The sequence below is a fragment of the Candidatus Albibeggiatoa sp. nov. BB20 genome (assembly GCA_016744725.1).
Classification (GTDB): domain Bacteria; phylum Pseudomonadota; class Gammaproteobacteria; order Beggiatoales; family Beggiatoaceae; genus Albibeggiatoa.
On record JADGDW010000004.1, the window covers coordinates 1 to 17,880 of the forward strand.

The 17,880-nt window shown below is 38.9% G+C and carries 15 protein-coding genes; 10 read left to right on the top strand and 5 right to left on the bottom strand.

Annotated features, from left to right (window positions below; genetic code table 11):
- Positions 1 to 521: 521 nt before the first annotated feature.
- The 9 genes from ABXH34_RS00720 (at position 522) to ABXH34_RS00760 (ending at position 9,862) form a co-directional block, all read left to right on the top strand.
- Entirely contained in the window at positions 522 to 941 is a 420-nt protein-coding gene (locus ABXH34_RS00720) for an ArsC/Spx/MgsR family protein (protein WP_353569934.1), read from the top strand.
- Positions 942 to 957: 16 nt separating this feature from the next.
- The gene (locus ABXH34_RS00725; RefSeq protein WP_353569935.1) at positions 958 to 2,232 is read left to right on the top strand and encodes an FprA family A-type flavoprotein; all 1,275 of its coding nucleotides are present in this window, start codon (positions 958 to 960) and stop codon (positions 2,230 to 2,232) included.
- Between the two features lie 15 nt (positions 2,233 to 2,247).
- On the top strand, positions 2,248 to 2,529 hold the full coding sequence (locus ABXH34_RS00730) for a 2Fe-2S iron-sulfur cluster-binding protein (RefSeq protein WP_353569936.1): 282 nt from the start codon (positions 2,248 to 2,250) through the stop codon (positions 2,527 to 2,529).
- Between the two features lie 116 nt (positions 2,530 to 2,645).
- On the top strand, positions 2,646 to 2,933 hold the full coding sequence (locus ABXH34_RS00735; RefSeq protein WP_353569937.1) for a 2Fe-2S iron-sulfur cluster-binding protein: 288 nt from the start codon (positions 2,646 to 2,648) through the stop codon (positions 2,931 to 2,933).
- A 107-nt stretch (positions 2,934 to 3,040) separates the two neighbouring features.
- Positions 3,041 to 3,391 carry a 2Fe-2S iron-sulfur cluster-binding protein gene (locus ABXH34_RS00740; protein ID WP_353569938.1) on the top strand — a complete coding sequence of 117 codons (351 nt, stop codon included), beginning with the start codon at positions 3,041 to 3,043 and terminating at the stop codon, positions 3,389 to 3,391.
- Positions 3,392 to 3,491: 100 nt separating this feature from the next.
- On the top strand, positions 3,492 to 4,094 hold the full coding sequence (locus ABXH34_RS00745) for a nitrogen fixation protein NifQ (protein ID WP_353569939.1): 603 nt from the start codon (positions 3,492 to 3,494) through the stop codon (positions 4,092 to 4,094).
- A 2-nt stretch (positions 4,095 to 4,096) separates the two neighbouring features.
- The gene (locus ABXH34_RS00750) at positions 4,097 to 4,948 is read left to right on the top strand and encodes an SIR2 family protein (RefSeq protein WP_353569940.1); all 852 of its coding nucleotides are present in this window, start codon (positions 4,097 to 4,099) and stop codon (positions 4,946 to 4,948) included.
- A 285-nt stretch (positions 4,949 to 5,233) separates the two neighbouring features.
- A complete protein-coding gene (locus tag ABXH34_RS00755; RefSeq protein ID WP_353569941.1) occupies positions 5,234 to 6,457 on the top strand; it encodes an ammonium transporter AmtB in 1,224 nt (407 codons plus the stop codon).
- Between the two features lie 606 nt (positions 6,458 to 7,063).
- On the top strand, positions 7,064 to 9,862 hold the full coding sequence (locus ABXH34_RS00760) for a COR domain-containing protein (RefSeq protein WP_353569942.1): 2,799 nt from the start codon (positions 7,064 to 7,066) through the stop codon (positions 9,860 to 9,862).
- A 104-nt stretch (positions 9,863 to 9,966) separates the two neighbouring features.
- Here the strand turns inward: ABXH34_RS00760 and ABXH34_RS00765 are convergent, their stop codons facing one another.
- A complete protein-coding gene (locus tag ABXH34_RS00765) occupies positions 9,967 to 10,473 on the bottom strand; it encodes a FixH family protein (protein ID WP_353569943.1) in 507 nt (168 codons plus the stop codon).
- A gap of 43 nt (positions 10,474 to 10,516) precedes the next feature.
- Complete coding sequence (locus ABXH34_RS00770) at positions 10,517 to 10,729, bottom strand: hypothetical protein (protein ID WP_353569944.1); 213 nt, start codon at positions 10,727 to 10,729, stop codon at positions 10,517 to 10,519.
- 193 nt (positions 10,730 to 10,922) lie between these two features.
- Here ABXH34_RS00770 and zorA point away from each other — a divergent pair, with 193 nt between their 5' ends.
- Positions 10,923 to 12,671, top strand: a complete 1,749-nt coding sequence (gene zorA / locus ABXH34_RS00775) for an anti-phage ZorAB system protein ZorA (RefSeq protein ID WP_353569945.1) — start codon at positions 10,923 to 10,925, stop codon at positions 12,669 to 12,671.
- 209 nt (positions 12,672 to 12,880) lie between these two features.
- Here zorA and ABXH34_RS00780 read toward each other — a convergent pair whose 3' ends face one another.
- Genes ABXH34_RS00780 through ABXH34_RS00790 form a run of 3 tightly spaced genes read right to left on the bottom strand, consistent with a single transcriptional unit; the run spans position 12,881 to position 17,387 of the window.
- On the bottom strand, positions 12,881 to 13,603 hold the full coding sequence (locus ABXH34_RS00780; RefSeq protein ID WP_353569946.1) for a hypothetical protein: 723 nt from the start codon (positions 13,601 to 13,603) through the stop codon (positions 12,881 to 12,883).
- Positions 13,604 to 13,660: 57 nt separating this feature from the next.
- Positions 13,661 to 14,320 carry a hypothetical protein gene (locus ABXH34_RS00785; protein WP_353569947.1) on the bottom strand — a complete coding sequence of 220 codons (660 nt, stop codon included), beginning with the start codon at positions 14,318 to 14,320 and terminating at the stop codon, positions 13,661 to 13,663.
- Positions 14,321 to 14,339: 19 nt separating this feature from the next.
- Positions 14,340 to 17,387 (bottom strand): PKD domain-containing protein, encoded by a 3,048-nt coding sequence (locus ABXH34_RS00790; RefSeq protein WP_353569948.1) that lies wholly within the window; start codon positions 17,385 to 17,387, stop codon positions 14,340 to 14,342.
- Positions 17,388 to 17,880: the final 493 nt, after the last annotated feature.

Below are 17,880 nucleotides of genomic sequence, written 5' to 3' on the forward strand. Positions count from 1 at the left end.
GTTGCACAATAGTATTTTAGTCGGGAATAGCAAATTAATGTTTAATACTTTGGTATGGTTTATAGGCCTTAACAAATGAATTTTTAGTTATTATTTGCGCTGACTGCTGACTAAAAAATCTCAAGTTACTGCAAAGCAACATATTTTTAAATTAATCTTATTAGCATAATATTTTGAGCTATTCAATAAAACCAGTTCAATATGACTTAAACTAAGGTGTCAATGAGAATGAAAATAGTGCTAGTCCTCTAACTGAATATTAAGTGGCTACTCACAAAACTTGTTTTACACTCTTACTACGATTTATACCTCTAGCAAAATAGTTTAAAGCTTAGCTTCAGTATTCCTAACTCCTAATAAAAAACACTCATGTTACCTTCAATACAAGCCTTACTTTTTTTATTGTAACTTTTCCTACAATCAATCCTGATAAATTAAATTTCATCTTTAAAATCAAGCATATAACAAATGGCTTATGCTTTGCAATACTATGTTGTAAACATCGTTTTGGAGAGATTTACATGGCAACAGTGGTGTTTTATGAAAAGCCCAACTGTGTGAACAATACGCGACAAAAGAAGCTATTGTCAGAAGCAGGGCATGAGGTGATCGCAAAAGATTTGCTTTCAGAAGCATGGGATGAGGCAGGTTTATTACTGTTTTTTAAAGGTCACTCTGTTGCTGATTGGTTTAATCGTAGTGCACCACAAGTTAAATCAGGTGAAGTTGTGCCTGAAAATATCTCCGCTAAACAAGCGTTAGAGCTGATGATTGCAAACCCGCTGTTAATCCGCCGCCCATTGATGCAAGTGAACCAAGATTATCGAGTTGGTTTTGATGTTGAAAGCGTACAAAATTGGATTGGATTACAGCCATCATCACAACAAGCCACTGATTTAGAAAGCTGTCCACGTAAGGATAGCGAACACATCTGTCATTGACGTATCGAGAATCATTATGGATGCTGTGATTAATGCTGCAACAAATCGTGAGGCTATTCAAGTTTCAGAGCGCGTACATTGGATTGGTGCTTTAGACCCACAATTACGTACCTTTGATTTGATTTTGCAAACGGCGAATGGCACGACGTATAACGCTTATTTGTTGCGAGGCAGCAAAGGCGTTGCAGTGATTGATACAGTAAAAGAAGAATTTGCGGATGATTTTTTTACCCGTTTAGAATCTGTGGCTGATTACAGCGAAATTAAAGCCATTGTGCTTAATCATTTAGAACCAGATCATACAGGCGCATTACCCGAATTATTGCAACGCGCACCACAAGCACAAGTCTACATCTCATACAAAGCCCCGAAGATGTTAAAAGCCTTGCTAAAAGATGCGCAAACCATCCCGTTTAACCCTGTTGCAACAGGCGATGAAATCAGCTTAGGCGACCGCACACTACGTTTTATACATACGCCTTATTTGCATTGGCCTGATACTCAATGCGCTTATTTACCAGAAGATTATATTTTATTCTCTGGCGATGTATTTGGTTGTCACTTCTGTGATACCCGTTTATTCAATGATTTATGTGGTGATTTCCGTTTTTCATTTGAATATTATTACGCTCATATCATGCGCCCATTCCGTAAATATGTTTTAGAAGCCTTGGAGCATATTGAACCCTTGGAACTTGAGATTATTGCCCCCTCTCATGGTCCTATCCTACGTGACCGCCCAAATAGTTACGTGCAACGTTTCCGTGAATTAGCCACTTCAAAACTCCCCAAAGAACTTGGTTCAGATAAAACCTTACTCATTTTCTATCTTAGCTCGTATGGCAATACAGCACGGATGGCGAAAGCAGTTTGTGATGGTGCGGAAACGGTTGATAACGTACGCGTGTCCTTATATGACTTAGCGGGTGGTGAAGTTGAGCCTTTTGTGAATTTGATTGAAGAAGCTGACGGCATTGCTTTGGGTTCACCAACAATCAACGGTGATGCGACTAAACCAATGTGGGATTTAATGTCATCGCTGGTGATGATTGAAACTCAGGGCAAATTAGGTGCGGCATTTGGTTCTTACGGTTGGTCAGGTGAAGCGGTGGATATGTTGGAAAGTCGAATGCGTGGCTTGAAGTTTAAAGTCCCTGTTCCGGGGTTTCGAGTCAAATTGATTCCAACTGATGAAGAATTACAACGATGCCATGATTTTGGTGTGCAATTGGGCAAAGTATTGACAGGGAAAACCACCCATAAAGTCATTGATTTTGAAGATTTACTTTAAGTTTGGAGCAAAACCATGAAAGCACAACTCACTTTTGCTGATATTGATGTCAGTGTCAATGTGCCTGCGGGTATTCGTGTGATTGAAGTGTCGGAAAAAGTCGGCTCTGGCATTGTGTATGGCTGTCGTGAGGGCGACTGTGGTACGTGCATTATGGAAGTGTTGGAAGGCATGGAAAATTTAAATACGCCTTCGGTTTTAGAAGATAAAGTTTTGCGTGAAAACATGGCGGGTAAGCGATTCCGTTTAGCATGTCAGGCGCAAGTGATTGGTGATGTCACTGTAAGCCCTGTTTAAAGATTTTTGATTTATTTTCATTCAGATGCTTGTTCCAACGGTCTCCGTGATAACGAGCTTAACAAGATTACTCATTTAGTTTGATTGTTTTTTCACACACATAAGGGGAATTCATCATGGCAAAAGCAGAATTAACATTTAAAGACATCAACAAAACCGTTACGGTCAGCACTGGCGAACGTGTGATTGACGTGTCTGAAAAAGAAGGTTCTGGCATCGTTTACGGCTGTAAAGAAGGCGACTGTGGTACCTGTATCATGGATGTGCTCGAAGGCTGGGAAAATTTAAATCAACCTTCTGTCGTAGAAGACAAAATTTTACGTGAAAACGCAGCAGGCCGCCATCAACGTTTAGCCTGCCAAGCCCAAGTTTTAGGCGGCAAAATAGTTGTTAAACCTGCGTAAATTAGAAACTTAATTTTTACTTTCTCGTTCCAGCGGCTTCCGTTGGGATGCAGTATAGATGCTGAGTGTCTTTTAAAGTAAACCCTATTAAAACTGGAGTGTACATCATGCCAAATATTACATTTAGCAATCCTAGCTATCGTGACAAAACGGTTTATGCAGTTGCAGGTAGCCACACAGAAAATATTTTATCAATCGCGCGTGAGCACAAAATTCCCATTAACTTTGAATGTGCTGATGGTGAATGTGGTACTTGCGTGATTAAAGTCACTAGCTTATCTGACAAACCACGTATGGGTAGCTTTTTAACAGACAAAGAAAAAGTGGTATTAAAACAAACAGGCAAATTGACTGCTGAAGAAGTCGAAAAAGCAGAAGTGGGCGATCAACCGCCTGCATGGCGTTTAGCGTGTCAAATGATTGTACGTGATGAAGATATGTTGATCGAATATACCTGATTTAGTGACTCCAAGGATTGGCAGTCCTGATATTTTTGAAATTACTGTTTTATTTATACTTTCAAGGGCTGCCAGTCCTGATTGTTAAGGAGAATCCAGCATGAATAGCCAATATGCAGCCACCTACAACACCGGGTTGATGACCACAGAAACCGAACAAACCCAAAGTATTTACGGGATTTTGATGCAACACAGTCAAGGTTTACCCAATGGCCGAGCTTTAGCCTGCATGATTAGCAGTTTATACAAAGGGCAAGGTGCAATGCCGAGTCGTTTAGGCTTAAGCCGCGCGGATTTTAAAAGTTTATTACAATATCATTTTACAGGTTGCCGCTTACCTGCTGACCCTCGTATTGAACTTCTTAGTGATGAAAGAGCACTTGAATCTGATGATTTAAAACGCCTATTTTTAACCCATCGCCGCAGTAATGATACTGAATGCGAATGGATAGCAGATATGTTAATTGCGGGTTGTATGGCTTCTGACCATTTGTGGCAAGATTTAGGTTTATGGCAACGTGCTGATTTAACCGCCTTAATTCAATATAATTTTCCAACATTAGCGGCAAAAAATGACCGCGATATGAAATGGAAAAAATTCTTTTATAAACAACTGTGTATCAGTGAAGGCATTTATATTTGTCGCGCCCCTTCGTGTGAAGTTTGTGCTGATTATGACAATTGCTTTGGCTCTGAGGAGTAAGTATGACAGATTTAAGCTCAATAATTGATGGTCTCAAACAAGGGCAAATCATTCCCTATTTAGGGGCTTACGCGCTCAACGGTTCAACAAATGACGCAGGTGAACCGATTCCAGCAGACAGTGATAGCTTGATTTATGCCATGAACAACGGTAAACCGATGGCACCTAAATTAATGTATGAATTTCCACGTGCTGCGATGAATTTAGAGCTCAAACGCGGACGGAAGTTTATCACCCAATTTTTAGTGAAAACTTATAAAGAAACGGAATGGTCAAATACGGCTGTACATGATTGGTTAGCCAGTTTAGAGTTGCCTTATATCATTGATATCAATCGTGATTTATTATTACAAAATGCCTATGCAAGCCGTCCTCATACGTTGATTTTAGGTATGGCACGGATTGGTGGTACTGATTATCGTTTTAAATTATTTGATTATGATGGCGAAAATTATAAAGAAATTACGATTGGCACGACGAGTTCATCTAAACCAATTTTATTTAAACCATCAGGCTCACCTGTTCCAGAAGCCCACTTTATTGCATCAGATGCAGACTATGTTGATTATCTTACAGAATTGATGGGCGGTTTTGGTATTCCTTTATTTGTTAAAGAATATCGTAAACAAAAACAGTATTTATTCATGGGTTTACGTTTGTTACGTGATACAGAGCGTATGATTATGTCTGACATTACTTATGCTGCAGGCGACCCGAAAGGTTATATTTTATTACCTGATGCAACGGATAAAGAAAAACGATTCTGTGAGCGTCAAAATGTTGAAATCATTGAAGCGGATATTCCAGATTTACTACAAGCCGCAGGCGTTGAAACCATGGCACAAGCTGCTTAGAAATATCTAAAATAGGGCGCGGCGCGTCCAGACGGCATTCCCGATGTGGGAACGAGAATATAGTCATTTTATTTTAAAGTGATACAGGACTGGCAGTCCTCAATTTTAAAAGTGATTGATATTTAAAGTATAAAAGGACTACCAGTCCTAACATACGAACCAAAATTGACTATAGGAAATATCTAAAAACACTAAACGCTCGTTTCCAAATCCTATTGGGAATATGGGTATAGCAAGTTCTGCTTGCACAAAATGATTAAATTTTCACAGTTGAGGAGGTTAAAAATGGATGCAAACCAAATAGATTATGCACTCAACACATTTTATCTATTGATTTGTGGTGCATTGGTAATGTGGATGGCGGCAGGGTTCGCCATGTTGGAAGCGGGTCTTGTCCGCTCAAGGAATACCGTTGAGATTTTACTTAAAAACGTGTCCGCGTATGCGATTGCTTGTGTGATGTATTTCTTTGTCGGTTATCAAGTGATGTATGGTGGTGGTACAGAGAGCGGCTTTATCCCTAGTTTTGGTTTTGGCATCGGGGCTGAAAATGCGCCTGATGGTGGTGCAGATTATTCCAAAATGGCGGATTTTTTCTTTCAAGTGGTATTCGTTGCAACCGCAACATCGATTATTTCAGGTGCAGTGGCTGAACGGATGAAATTATGGGTATTTTTCATTTTCTGTTTGTTCATGACCAGCATTATTTATCCCGTTCAAGGTTATTGGCATTGGGGTGGTGGTTTCTTAAATCAAATGGGCTTCAGTGATTTTGCGGGTTCAGGTGTTGTGCATTTAGCAGGTGCGGCGGCTGCATTATCAGCGGTGATTTTATTAGGCTCCAGAAGTGGCAAGTATGGCAAAGATGGACGCATCAGCGCGATGCCGGGTGCAAACTTACCTTTGGCGACTTTAGGTGTATTCATTTTGTGGTTAGGTTGGTTTGGTTTTAACGGTGGTTCTCAGTTAAAAATCAGTACTTTTGATGATGCAAATATTGTGGCGTTGATTTTTGTAAACACTAATTTGGCCGCAGCAGGTGGTTTGATTGCAGCATTGTTAACTTCGCGTACTTTGTTCGGCAAAGGTGATTTAACCATGGTGTTGAATGGCGCGTTAGCAGGTTTGGTTGCGGTTACGGCTGCACCGCATACACCTGACCCAAGTGTGGCATTATTGGTGGGTTCAATTGCTGGCGTATTGGTGATTTTTGCTATTTTGGCGTTGGAAAAATATAAAATTGATGATCCTGTTGGTGCGATTTCAGCACATGGTATTGCAGGGATTTGGGGTTTGTTGGCTGTACCGATTTCAACCCCCGGAGCTTCGTTTAAAGTGCAATTGATTGGTATTATTGCGATTTTTTCATGGGTGTTTATTACGTCAAGTGCAGTATGGATGTTGTTAAAATTAACAATGGGCTTACGTGTTAGTCAAGAAGAAGAGTTTGAAGGTTTGGATATTTCTGAATGTGGTTTAGAAGCTTATCCTGAGTTTACGTCTAATTAGTTTGTTGTTTTAAATCTCGTTCTCGTGATTATCGGGAGCGGGATTTCTCTATTTTCCTTTCTTATAATTGCAATTCTCTCTTTTCAATCCTACAATTTAAACATCTTGTTTATACCATAAACGGTTTCTAACATATTGATTAGGAGTTAATCGTGCAAGTCATTTTTAATATTGCTGAAAGTGATTTGACAATCCTGTCGCTGTTGCTTGACCAAAGCTTACGCTTAAATAATCTGTGTATATGTTTAATTCTTCTTGCTTCATACTTACTTATCTTATTTTAATTTGGGATTCTTTGCGTAACTTCAGTTACTAATCACTATAAATAACGTTTATTTTGAATATGCCTATAGTCCATCCATCCGTCACATCCTGTTCTGAACAAGATTAAACTGATTTAAAGATATTCAGGATTAAAACCAATTATTTGCCTCAAATCTTAAAAATACCTACAATCAAAATCCTGTCCATCCATTAATCCGTTACATCATGTTCTGAACAAGATTAAACAGATTTGAAGATTTTCAGGATTAAAACCAATTATTTGCCTCAAATCCTAAAAATGCCTACAATCAAAATCCTGTCCATCCATCAATCCGTTACATCATGTTCACAGACCTAGACATCATCAAACAATTAGAGCAAGAAATTGGTCAAAAACTAGAGCAAATTAGTTTAGATAAAGTTACTAGTTGGTATAGAAAAAACGGCTATGCGGTGGATAAAAATAACAATGTGATTGGTTTGAATTTAGATAAATTAGAACTCTGTACTATTCCTAATGCTTTAATTAATCTGAAAAATTTACAAAGATTATCTTTACTCAACAATAAAGTTGATAAACTCCCTGACTCCTTTGTTCAACTGCAAAACTTGAGTGTATTAATATTAGGTAGTAACCAGCTAAAAAAGCTGCCAGCCTCGTTTGGACAACTACAAAACTTAAGTGTATTAGGATTATGGGGAAACCAGCTAAAAGAGCTACCAGACTCTTTTGTGCAACTGCAAAAATTGAGTTATTTATTTTTAAATGAAAACTGGCTAAAAGAGCTGCCAGCGTCGTTTGTGCAACTGCAAAAATTGAGTTGTTTATTTTTAAATGAAAACCAGCTAAAAGAGCTGCCAGCATCGTTTGGGCAACTGCAAAAATTGAGTAAATTAGAATTAAGAAATAATCAGCTAAAAGAGCTGCCAGCGTCGTTTGGGCAACTGCAAAAATTGAGTAAATTAGAATTAAGAAATAATCAGCTAAAAGAGCTGCCAGCGTGGTTCGGGAAACTGCTAAATTTGAGTGAATTAGATTTAATGAATAACCAGCTACAAGAGCTGCCAGCGTCGTTTGGGAAACTGCTAAATTTGAGTGAATTAGATTTAAGGAATAACCAGCTAAAAGAACTGCCAGCGTCGGTGGGGCAATTGAAAAATTCATGTCATCTTTACATATCATATAACCCCTTAGAAATCCCACCACTAGAAATAGCTGAAAAAGGCATCGAAGCCATCCGCAACTATTTTAAAGAGCATGAGAAACAACCCCTCAACGAAGCAAAAGTATTAATTGTTGGACAAGGTGGTGTAGGCAAAACTTCTTTGGTTAAACGTCTGGTATTCAATGAATTTGACGAGCATGAAAACCAAACCCATGGGATTAATATTCAAAATTGGCAAGTTGAGATTAATAATGAGCAAATTCGCTTAAATGTGTGGGATTTTGGTGGACAAGAAATCATGCACGCGACGCATCAATTTTTCCTCACCAAACGTAGCTTGTATTTATTGATTCTCGATGCGCGCCAAGAAGAACAATATAGCCGTGTCGAATACTGGTTAAAACTGATTCAAACCTATGGTGTAGGCTCTCCCGTGATTATTGCCACTAACAAAATAGACCAACAACCGCTTGAACTAAATGAAAAAGAACTACTCAGAAAATACCCTAATATTAAAGAATTTCATCAAATTTCCTGTAAAAACACTGATAATATACAAAACATTAAACAAGACATTTTTAAACACATCGACCAACTCAAACATATTCACGACTTATTGCCAAAATCATGGTTTAACATCAAAACTCAATTAGAAAATATGCAACAGGATTTTATTTCTTACGAAGAATATGCAGAAATTTGCGAGCAAAAAAACATTGACAGCAGCAGTCAAAAAACCTTAATCGATTTCCTACATGATTTAGGCATCGTACTCAATTTTAGAGAAGACAATCAACGCCCTTACCTCAAAGAAACCAATATCTTAAACCCTGAATGGATTACTCAAGGTATTTATACCATTCTCAATAGCTATCAATTATTTCAATCCAAAGGGATACTTGACCTTGTACAACTACCCGACATTTTACCCAATAGCAAAAAATACCCTGAAAATAAACATCGCTTTATCATGGACATCATGGAAAAATTTCAACTGTGCTTTGAATTTCCTGATGTGAAAAACCGCTTTCTGATTCCCGATTTACTCAGCAAACAAGAACCCGATATAAATTGGGATTATGAAAACAGCTTATGCTTTGAATTGCATTATGATGTATTACCTAACAGTGTGATTTCTCGGTTTATTGTGCATTTACATAAATTAGCCTCAAAAAATACCTATTGGCGTACAGGAGTTGTACTAATACAAAATCAAGCCAAAGCGCAAGTTAAAGCAGATATAGAAGAAAAAATCATTTATATTTACGTGACAGGCAATCAAAGACGAGAACTACTACAAACCGTCCGTGTGACTTTTGAAAATATCCGCCGTACTATTGCAAAACTGGTTGTCAAAGAACAAGTGCCGTATAAAAATATACTGATTCCCTATCAAGATTTAGTGCTTGCTGAAGAAATGGGTGAAAAAGAATACACTATTTACAGTCTTAAACAAAAAGTCAGTGTCAAAGCATTACTCAACGGCATCGAAACTTATAGAAACAAACAAATTGGGCAAACGCTTAATATTATTGGAGATGTAATTATGGCAGAGAGAACAATTAGCGTAAATGATGGTGGCGATTATGTTGAAGGTGACAAAGTCGCAGGCGATAAAGTCATGGGAAGCAAAATTGACAAGCAAGTTTCCATTGGTGGCAATGTCTCTGGCTCAAATATCAACCTAGGCGATAATGTCAACCAAAGTTTAACAACTGATAACCGTAGTACGGACGAATTATTAACTGAGCTATCAGAACTTATTAAAGCTTTTCCTGAATCTGAAGATAAACAAGAAGCACTTAACGAATACAACCTTATCAAACTAGAATTAGGTAAATCTTCCTCAGAACGGAATGAAAGACCACTCAAAAAGTCACTTTCCTATTTACCAGAGGTATTACAGTGTATTGCTGAATCTGCAGCAGCTACCAACATTGTAAGCTTAATCAAAAGCAAAATTTTTGGTATTTAAAAGATTGTAGATAAAAATGCTCTAACCAAATTCTGTAAGCCAGTGGTTAGAGCAATATTTTTTAGGAATTTAGACCAAAGCAATCAATTCAATATTCACTATCTCTAATAAGTTGGCTCGATCAAAAATTCACGGGTCATTGGCATTGGCATTTTGACCGCACCAATTAAACGCCAATCATCCGCCGCTAATTCAACTGTCCACTTGCCTGCAATTAAATCGGGTAATTGTCCACGATAAATACTGCCTTCCATCCGCTCAAAAGACAGAGAAGTATCAAACCCTGCACGAGTGCGATGTGAAAAAACAATATTTAAACTGCTTGGCAATTCATAATCAGCCTGTTTATCCAACTCAATCACAATCACGTTATCACTGACATTAAAGGCCATAAATGCCCGTAACCCATGGCGACCTGCCGCTTTATCACGATCTAACTTCTTATTAATCTGTAAACCTTGCTTGTAATAATCATCAACAACTAAACCATCATAAGAAGTAATTGCTAGCGTAATCGTAATCATGCCACCAACTACCGCTAATGATGGAAAAAAAATAACAAGCCAAACATAAGGCTCTTGATACCAAGGTCTTTTTACTATATCCGTCATAAATGTTACCTAGTAAGTAAAGTTGAAGCAGGAAGTGCTAACATTATAGCGAGTTTCCATTTTCAATTAAGATTTGTCGATCACGCTCATATTCATCATAAGGTTTATCCACTCGATCGATACATTCAGCATAAGAATTTTGTGGCAATTTTGTACATTCATTAGTTTGATTGACTTTCACCGCTTCGTATATGTTTTTATGACTACAAGAGGCAATAACAAAAGACAAGCATACTATAGCAATTAGCGGGTTCATGGGAAATGATTCTCTAAATAGGCGCAGAATAGATCAATTTTGCCATACATTATTTAACTTGTGTATCAAATATTTCATTCTAAAAAAACACAGCCATTTCAAAATATTAATTTAAAACATTTGATTTTATACTGCTACTCTAATCTGAAACAGGTACAATAACAGCAGTTATTCCCATCCAAAACGTAAAATTATGGATTTATTCTTCGGCTTAATTAATCATGGTTTTGTACCTTGGCTGCTGGCATTGAGCATTGCAGGCCTTGGTATCGGAGTGTGGATTAATTTACGTTTGAGGATTGCCGAATTTCTGACGCAACTCAACGCGATTCAAACCAAACTGGATGCAATTCCGCAAGATGAATTTGTTGAACATTACGAAGAATTCAATGAATATGTCAGCCAATACCCTCTTTTTGCACACCAATGGTCAACATTTAGACAAACCCTGATTTTACCGACTTCTGACGATGAATACATTATTTACTATACCAATCGTCCCAATATTTATTTCAATCAATCTGCGCTGGTTTCTCCACAACTCAATTTAACCTTATATCAAGCAGTCCCTAATATTTTAGTCGGCATTGGCTTGTTTTTTACCTTTATCGGATTGATTGCGGCACTTTGGTTTGCCAGTGAAGGGGTGGCCGCAGAAAATGTCGAACAGGCCAAAGCGGCATTAAGCGAATTACTACACGCGGCTACGTTTAAATTTATCACCTCGGTTGCGGGCTTATTATCTTCGATCATATTTTCTTGGCGTGAAAAAGCCCACTTATATCAATTGAGCGAAAAATTACATGCCTTATGCCGTGGCTTAGAAGAACGTTTATATTTCACTACCTTGGAACAATTAAGCAAGCGTCAAGTTGATGAATCTAAACGCCAAACTGAACAACTCGCCCGATTTAATAGTGAATTAGCCGTTTCAATTGCCCATGCTTTAGAAGATGAATTCACCGAGAAATTATTAGAAGCAATCCAACCTTTAGCAGGCGCGATTGAGACATTAGAATCTAAATTGACCAATATGAATCAAGATGCTTTGCAAAATATGGTTGAACAATTCTCGCAAAGTTTACAAGGGGCTGCAGGTCAGGAAATGCAGCAAATGGCGACCACCTTGCACGGTTTAGAAAGTATTTTAGGTTCATTGGGCGATAAGTTGAATCATTCTAGTGTCGAATTTACCCAACAAATGCACGAGGCATCGTCTACCTTGCAACAAGGTTTTTCAGAAGGCGCGAGTGATTTAATCCAGCAGTTATCCCAATCGATTCAAAAAGTGCAGGCAGAAACCAGCCAAGAAATGCAAAGAGCCACTGAACCGATGCAACAGCTTTTAGGTTCTATGCAGGAATTAAAAAATAATATTGATGAATCAAGCTTATCGTTGCAACGCGAATTGACCAATGCGGCAGAACATACTGCAGATACTTTATCCTCTGCCAGTGAAGAATTCGGCAAGCAAATGCAGCAAACCAGCCAGAGTTTAGGCCAAGTTCGAGAACAAATTATACTTGTGGTACGTGATACATTACCTGTGATTGATAAGATGTCACAGCAATTACAGAATGTTAGAGAAGGTTTGCAAGCCACTGAATCGGGTTTACGTACCGCAACTCCTGCTTTGATAAAAGCCACTAATCATGTGGAAGATTTAACCGATGTGGTGATGAATTCGAGTAATGCCTTAATGGAAAGTGGTCACACGGTTGAGAAGGTTTGGAAAAAATATCAGAAGCATTTTGAAGGAGTTGATAACGATGTGGGCAAAATGTTCCAAGAACTGTCTACGGGTTTAGAAAATTACCGTGACCAAGTAGAAAATTTCACTACCCAACTCGATGAAAGCCTTAATCAATCGGTTAAATCTCTTAGCGGTATGATTGTTGAATTAGTTGAAGCAATTGAAGAATTGGCGAATACTAAAAAATAAACCGATGTTGAGAACATGAACAAAGACATCAGAATCAGAGCAATCACTCTGATTCTGAAACAACTATAGTCAATTTCACTTTGGGTATTAGGACTGGCAGTCCTGTATCATCTTAGAATAAAACGACTAGTAGGACTGTCAATCCTCAAAGGACTAGCAGTCCTGAAAGTGAGACATTTCTATAACATTCAAATCAGAATACACTATAACTAACGGATAATGCGATAGAAGTCGACTTCTGAACTTTGTACATCGGGTGCATCAAAGCTAGTCGAGCCTGCAGGTACTGCAATCGCTTGAAAATACAACTCATCGCTATAAAGCTGAGGTGTATTAACTAAGTCCTCTAAATTAACCGCAAATACTAATGAATTAGACGGGACATAAGCAAAACCGCCTAAACTAAATGATGTTGGTTGATTGAAAAAATGTCTGACCTGACGCGCTGGCAATGTGACCCCAGAAATAATTTCTAAACTCACAGAGTCTAAAGCAACGCCCTGTTGATATTGCCAGTCAAAAATAGGACGGGTACTAAAGGCAATGTACACATCCATATCAATGTCGCTGCGAATACCTTCAACACGAAAATCAACCACACCGCCTCTTTTACCTGAATTTTCATCAAACTGCATACGTTGTACAAAAATTTCACCATTTTCCCAACGATCAGGAAAAACAAATACATCTGCTGGAATACTTTTTTGATGTAAACTCAGTTCTCGATGGATCGGTTCTGGTTCTGTAAATGTTGGTTCATCATGGATCGGTTCAGGCTCTATAAATACGGGTTCATCTAGCTGTGAAACATTGTTCTCAGGTTCAACAAAGACAGGCTCAATAGGTTCATTGAACACGTCATCCTCTGCCAACACTGCTTGTCCAGCATAAAGTAAACATAGTCCTAAGTATAAAATAAGTTTTAGTTTCATAAGAAACCTCCTGAAATTCAGTAATATGACAAAACTATTACTATATATAATAGCAAATCATTCCGCTGTATTCACAGGTAAATCTCCAAAAGGTGTATGAATTACAGGATGATCGTTTGTTTCATCATTATTATTGATAATGTTATCCTCAATATCAGCATTGATTTCCTCAGACTCAACGGCCTGTTCAAAGACAGTACTGATTTTTTCATCTGCTTGTTGCAATAATTGGGTCTGTTCAGGCTCGGGTTCAACGTCATCCACTAAAAAATCGCCAAAGGGCGTGCTCACTCTGCGTTTACCAGCAGGGATATCAGCATCTACAATTTGAGGTTTGGCTGCAAATGGATTACCTTCTGGCATTTTTTGTAAGATTTCTAACGTTTGTGTGTCATCCTCAACAGCTTGGGCAAATGGGTATTCAACAATCCCGTTTTCAATATCTTCGGTTATAGCAGGTGCAACTTCTAATTTGCTATACAATTCTAATATTTGTTCCTCACCCGCTTGGTTGTGCAATACAATCGCACGTTGTTGAATTTCCCCAATCACCCATTGTCCTAATTCGTCACCTTCTTCCACGGGCATTTGCATTTCATCCATAACAACATAGGCTTTTTTTGCACTACCTAGAAAACTAATGCCTTCTAAATACACTTCTTCTGCTTGTACAGCACAAGTACAAAATAACAGGCATATCACAGTCCATTTATTCATTAAAAAATCTCCTTCTTAATCATTGAGGCAAGTAGTTGCCAATTGTATATTGTGGAAACTGATGGCTACGTTGTGCTTGGTCGGTTACCAATATCGAAAATTGCCCTGCTTGACTGCCAAAAAATTGGCTTACAGTGCTGATAGCTAAGCCTTGTTGTGGATAAGTATAGGTGCTAACGTACAGTTTGTCGTTATTCGGAAGGGTCTCTAACCATCTCATAGCTAAAGAGAAAGTGCCATCATTAAGCTGCAATGTCACATTTTGAATTGGATATAGACCTTCACGCACGATAGCCTTAATCGTTAACTCACCGTCATTAACATCAATTAAAACAGGATCGAACCCAGCCGCTAAGACTTGTGGATAACTGCGACGAATACCAACTTGCTTTGTAGGTTCAATACGCAAAGATGTAGTTGTTGTCAATAAGCTAGGGCTGTCACTGATTTCTAAATTCGGATAAGCGTGGAATTGACCCGCTTGATCTAAGGCTTGGATTTGAAACTGGCCTGTATCATCACCGAATAAATCGCCTAATTGGCTGACAGGATAAATGCCGCGAGGAAAAGTTAAAATGGCTTCAAAACGTTGGTCGCCATTGGCATAAGTTGCGGTATGTTGCATTGCTTGTTTGAAATCAGTGTCATTACTCAGTAAACGTACCGATTGAATCGGCATTGCTCCGGGGCGAACAATGGCAAATAAACTGGCTTCGGTTTCTAATACATCTTGTAAAATCGGATCAAAGCCTGCCATTAAGACTTGAGGACGTTGGCGAGTCACACCTGTCACGGGAATGTTAACGCTGTCACGATCAATCACGGTAATCGGTACTGTATAAGATGCACTTTGTTGATTTAAACTTGAAGAGGTTTGTAAAATCACCGAATAAACCCCTTCACGGCTGAAAGTATGTGCAGGATTTTTACCTGTTGCCACTTGTCCATCACCAAATTTCCATAAATAACTCAGTGTATCGCCATTGATGCCGACGCTTGAATTATTGGTGAAAAAAGTGCGCAATGGTGCTTCGCCGAATAAAGGTGTGACTTGGAAATTGGCTTGCGGCACGACCACTTGATTGGAAATAGTGAATTCTCCTTCACCTGTCACGGTTTGGTTGTCCGCGTTACGAATATCTAAACTAACAGTATAATTACCCGCACGTTTAAATTGATGTGACACCACCGCGTTATCTGTGCCGACAAATTCTGTCCCATCACCAAAATCCCATAAGAAAAACTTAGGTTGAAAGCTTTCTGGAATTCGCGCCACAAAGGTGGTTTTTAAGGCATTATCCAATGCGGTCGCGGCTTCAATCGGAATATGGAAATCAGTATCTTGTGACACCAAATTGACCGATAAATTATATTGTCCCAGTGCATTATCATTGAAACTGGTCGCTTCTAATAATAAATCGGTTGGATATAATGGCGTATAGCGTAAATGTGCATCCTGCCCACCGCCACTATTGTCATCAAAGCGCAATTGACGGCCAAACGCATCGTATAAATACACCAAACTATCAAACTGTGCTGATTGCATCTTGACCACCAGTTCTTGTCCAACAGGTATGCCTTTAATCACATAGCGGTCGGTATAGGCATTGATGCGGGTTTGTGATTTGCCATCATCAATAGTCAATTCGCCTTCAGTGCTGCTATCAACGGGAAAAATAATCGCGTCTAATTCTGCTTGTAATGATAAGGATTCGTTGTGAAAACCTAAGCCACCCGCGTTATCTTTCACGGTTAAACCGATGCTGTAATGGCCTGCTTGTTCATAAGTATGGGTGATGCTGGATGCTGCGCTACATGTCATCGGGGTTGCATCGTCAAAATGCCAGCAACGTTCAATAATGTCTCCATCCACATCTTCGCTAAAATCGGTCAATGTGACAGTTGTAGGAATCGTTGTGGAATCGGTCTGCAAGGTAAAAGCATGAGCCAAAGGATTGCGATTGAGGGTTTTATTTTTTAACTCGATGCTATATGCACCATAAGTCAGGGTTTTATTTTGTTCATGGGCGGTGGCTTCTACGTAGTAACGGCCTGTTTGGCTTGGTGTGAATATAATTTCTGAATGGGTGGTTTTGGCTGCATCGTCGTTGCTAGCGAGTAATTGTCCTTGGTCATCAAATAAATATAAATAGGTATTAAAATTGGCGGTCATGCGAATCGCAATGGTTTGATCTTGGACTAAATCGAAACCAAAGTAGTCCGCTGGAATATTGGCGCGTTGTGAGGATAAAGCATCTGTGGCTTCTAAATTGAACCCTGAGCGCACTTCATCCAGATTTAAAAACACGGGATTGGAAAATTGTGGGGTTTGGGTGGCAGGTGGAAAGAAGTTAATTAATTCTGCTTGTTGGTTGGTGGTGATGCCTTCGTATAATGAGCTGGGATTGCTCGGGAAATTTAGGGCAAATCGGTAGGCTGTATCAATATCTTGGGTTTGTGCTACGAAATAGAGTAGGCGAACTTGGGATTGTGCTGGGATTTCGACATTGCTATATGTCCAGTTTAGTTTGTCGCCCACCAGTATATGGGTTGCGGTGACAGGGCTACCCGCTTGTGAGTGGTAATGTAATAGCGCAGGTAAACCGCCGAGTGCGCCCGTGACGGCTTCATCATCGGTGATGAGAAATTGTTTTTGGTCATAAGCGGTGACGGTACGTGCGCCTGATCCCAGTGTGCCATAGACTTCAATATCAACGGTTTGTGCGCTATCGGTTGGGTTTTTGATGATTTCCATATATCGCGCGAAATTGTAATTTTTTGAGACATAGATTCGTCGTCTGATTTCTAAATTGGTATTAGGTTCGGTGTAGCGGCTGGTGATGACTTCGCGGCCTTGGGTTGCCAAGCTGCTGGGGTTGCCGATGTAGTTGGTGCTGTTGACACGTAGATTGTACATATTTTGGTAAGCATTGAGCGTTCCATTGACCAGCACGCCATTATCACCGATGTCGTATACAAAACTTTTACCATCAATGAGTTGAATTGCTGATGCATAAATGGGTAGCCAACACAGCATAGCCAGTGTGACCCATAGCGGTCTTATCATAGACGGTCTCCAGTGTTTTTTGAAAAATTGATTGTTTTTATACTTTTATGTGTAAAGCGTGTCAAGAATGGATTGTTTATTTTTAGGGTTTTAGGATTGGTTTAATGGGTGGTGTGAACATGATGACACAGATTTAAAGAGTTTTAGGATTAAAACATGGTTTGCCTCAATTCTTAAAAAATCCAGTAAATCCAGATTCAGACTTTTGAACATGATTATGCGGATTTAAAGATTTTCAGGATTAAAGCATGGTTTGCCTCAAGCCCTAAAAGTGCCTACAATCAAAATCCTGTCTATCCTTTAATCCGTTACATCATGTTCAAAAGACAATCATCATGACCGACCTAGACATCATCAAAAAATTAGAGCAAGAAATTGGTAGAAATTTAGAACAAATTAGTTTAGATAATATTACTGATTTAGATAGTAAAAACTGCTATGCAGTAAATGAAAATAAAAATGTAATTGGTTTGAATTTGGATCAAATGGAACT

Coding starts and splice junctions, on each gene's coding strand:
- ABXH34_RS00720 (WP_353569934.1), top strand. CDS start 522: ATGGCAACAGTGGTGTTTTATGAAAAGCCCAACTGTGTGAACAATACG.
- ABXH34_RS00725 (WP_353569935.1), top strand. CDS start 958: ATGGATGCTGTGATTAATGCTGCAACAAATCGTGAGGCTATTCAAGTT.
- ABXH34_RS00730 (WP_353569936.1), top strand. CDS start 2,248: ATGAAAGCACAACTCACTTTTGCTGATATTGATGTCAGTGTCAATGTG.
- ABXH34_RS00735 (WP_353569937.1), top strand. CDS start 2,646: ATGGCAAAAGCAGAATTAACATTTAAAGACATCAACAAAACCGTTACG.
- ABXH34_RS00740 (WP_353569938.1), top strand. CDS start 3,041: ATGCCAAATATTACATTTAGCAATCCTAGCTATCGTGACAAAACGGTT.
- ABXH34_RS00745 (WP_353569939.1), top strand. CDS start 3,492: ATGAATAGCCAATATGCAGCCACCTACAACACCGGGTTGATGACCACA.
- ABXH34_RS00750 (WP_353569940.1), top strand. CDS start 4,097: ATGACAGATTTAAGCTCAATAATTGATGGTCTCAAACAAGGGCAAATC.
- ABXH34_RS00755 (WP_353569941.1), top strand. CDS start 5,234: ATGGATGCAAACCAAATAGATTATGCACTCAACACATTTTATCTATTG.
- ABXH34_RS00760 (WP_353569942.1), top strand. CDS start 7,064: ATGTTCACAGACCTAGACATCATCAAACAATTAGAGCAAGAAATTGGT.
- ABXH34_RS00765 (WP_353569943.1), bottom strand. CDS start 10,473: ATGACGGATATAGTAAAAAGACCTTGGTATCAAGAGCCTTATGTTTGG.
- ABXH34_RS00770 (WP_353569944.1), bottom strand. CDS start 10,729: ATGAACCCGCTAATTGCTATAGTATGCTTGTCTTTTGTTATTGCCTCT.
- zorA (WP_353569945.1), top strand. CDS start 10,923: ATGGATTTATTCTTCGGCTTAATTAATCATGGTTTTGTACCTTGGCTG.
- ABXH34_RS00780 (WP_353569946.1), bottom strand. CDS start 13,603: ATGAAACTAAAACTTATTTTATACTTAGGACTATGTTTACTTTATGCT.
- ABXH34_RS00785 (WP_353569947.1), bottom strand. CDS start 14,320: ATGAATAAATGGACTGTGATATGCCTGTTATTTTGTACTTGTGCTGTA.
- ABXH34_RS00790 (WP_353569948.1), bottom strand. CDS start 17,387: ATGATAAGACCGCTATGGGTCACACTGGCTATGCTGTGTTGGCTACCC.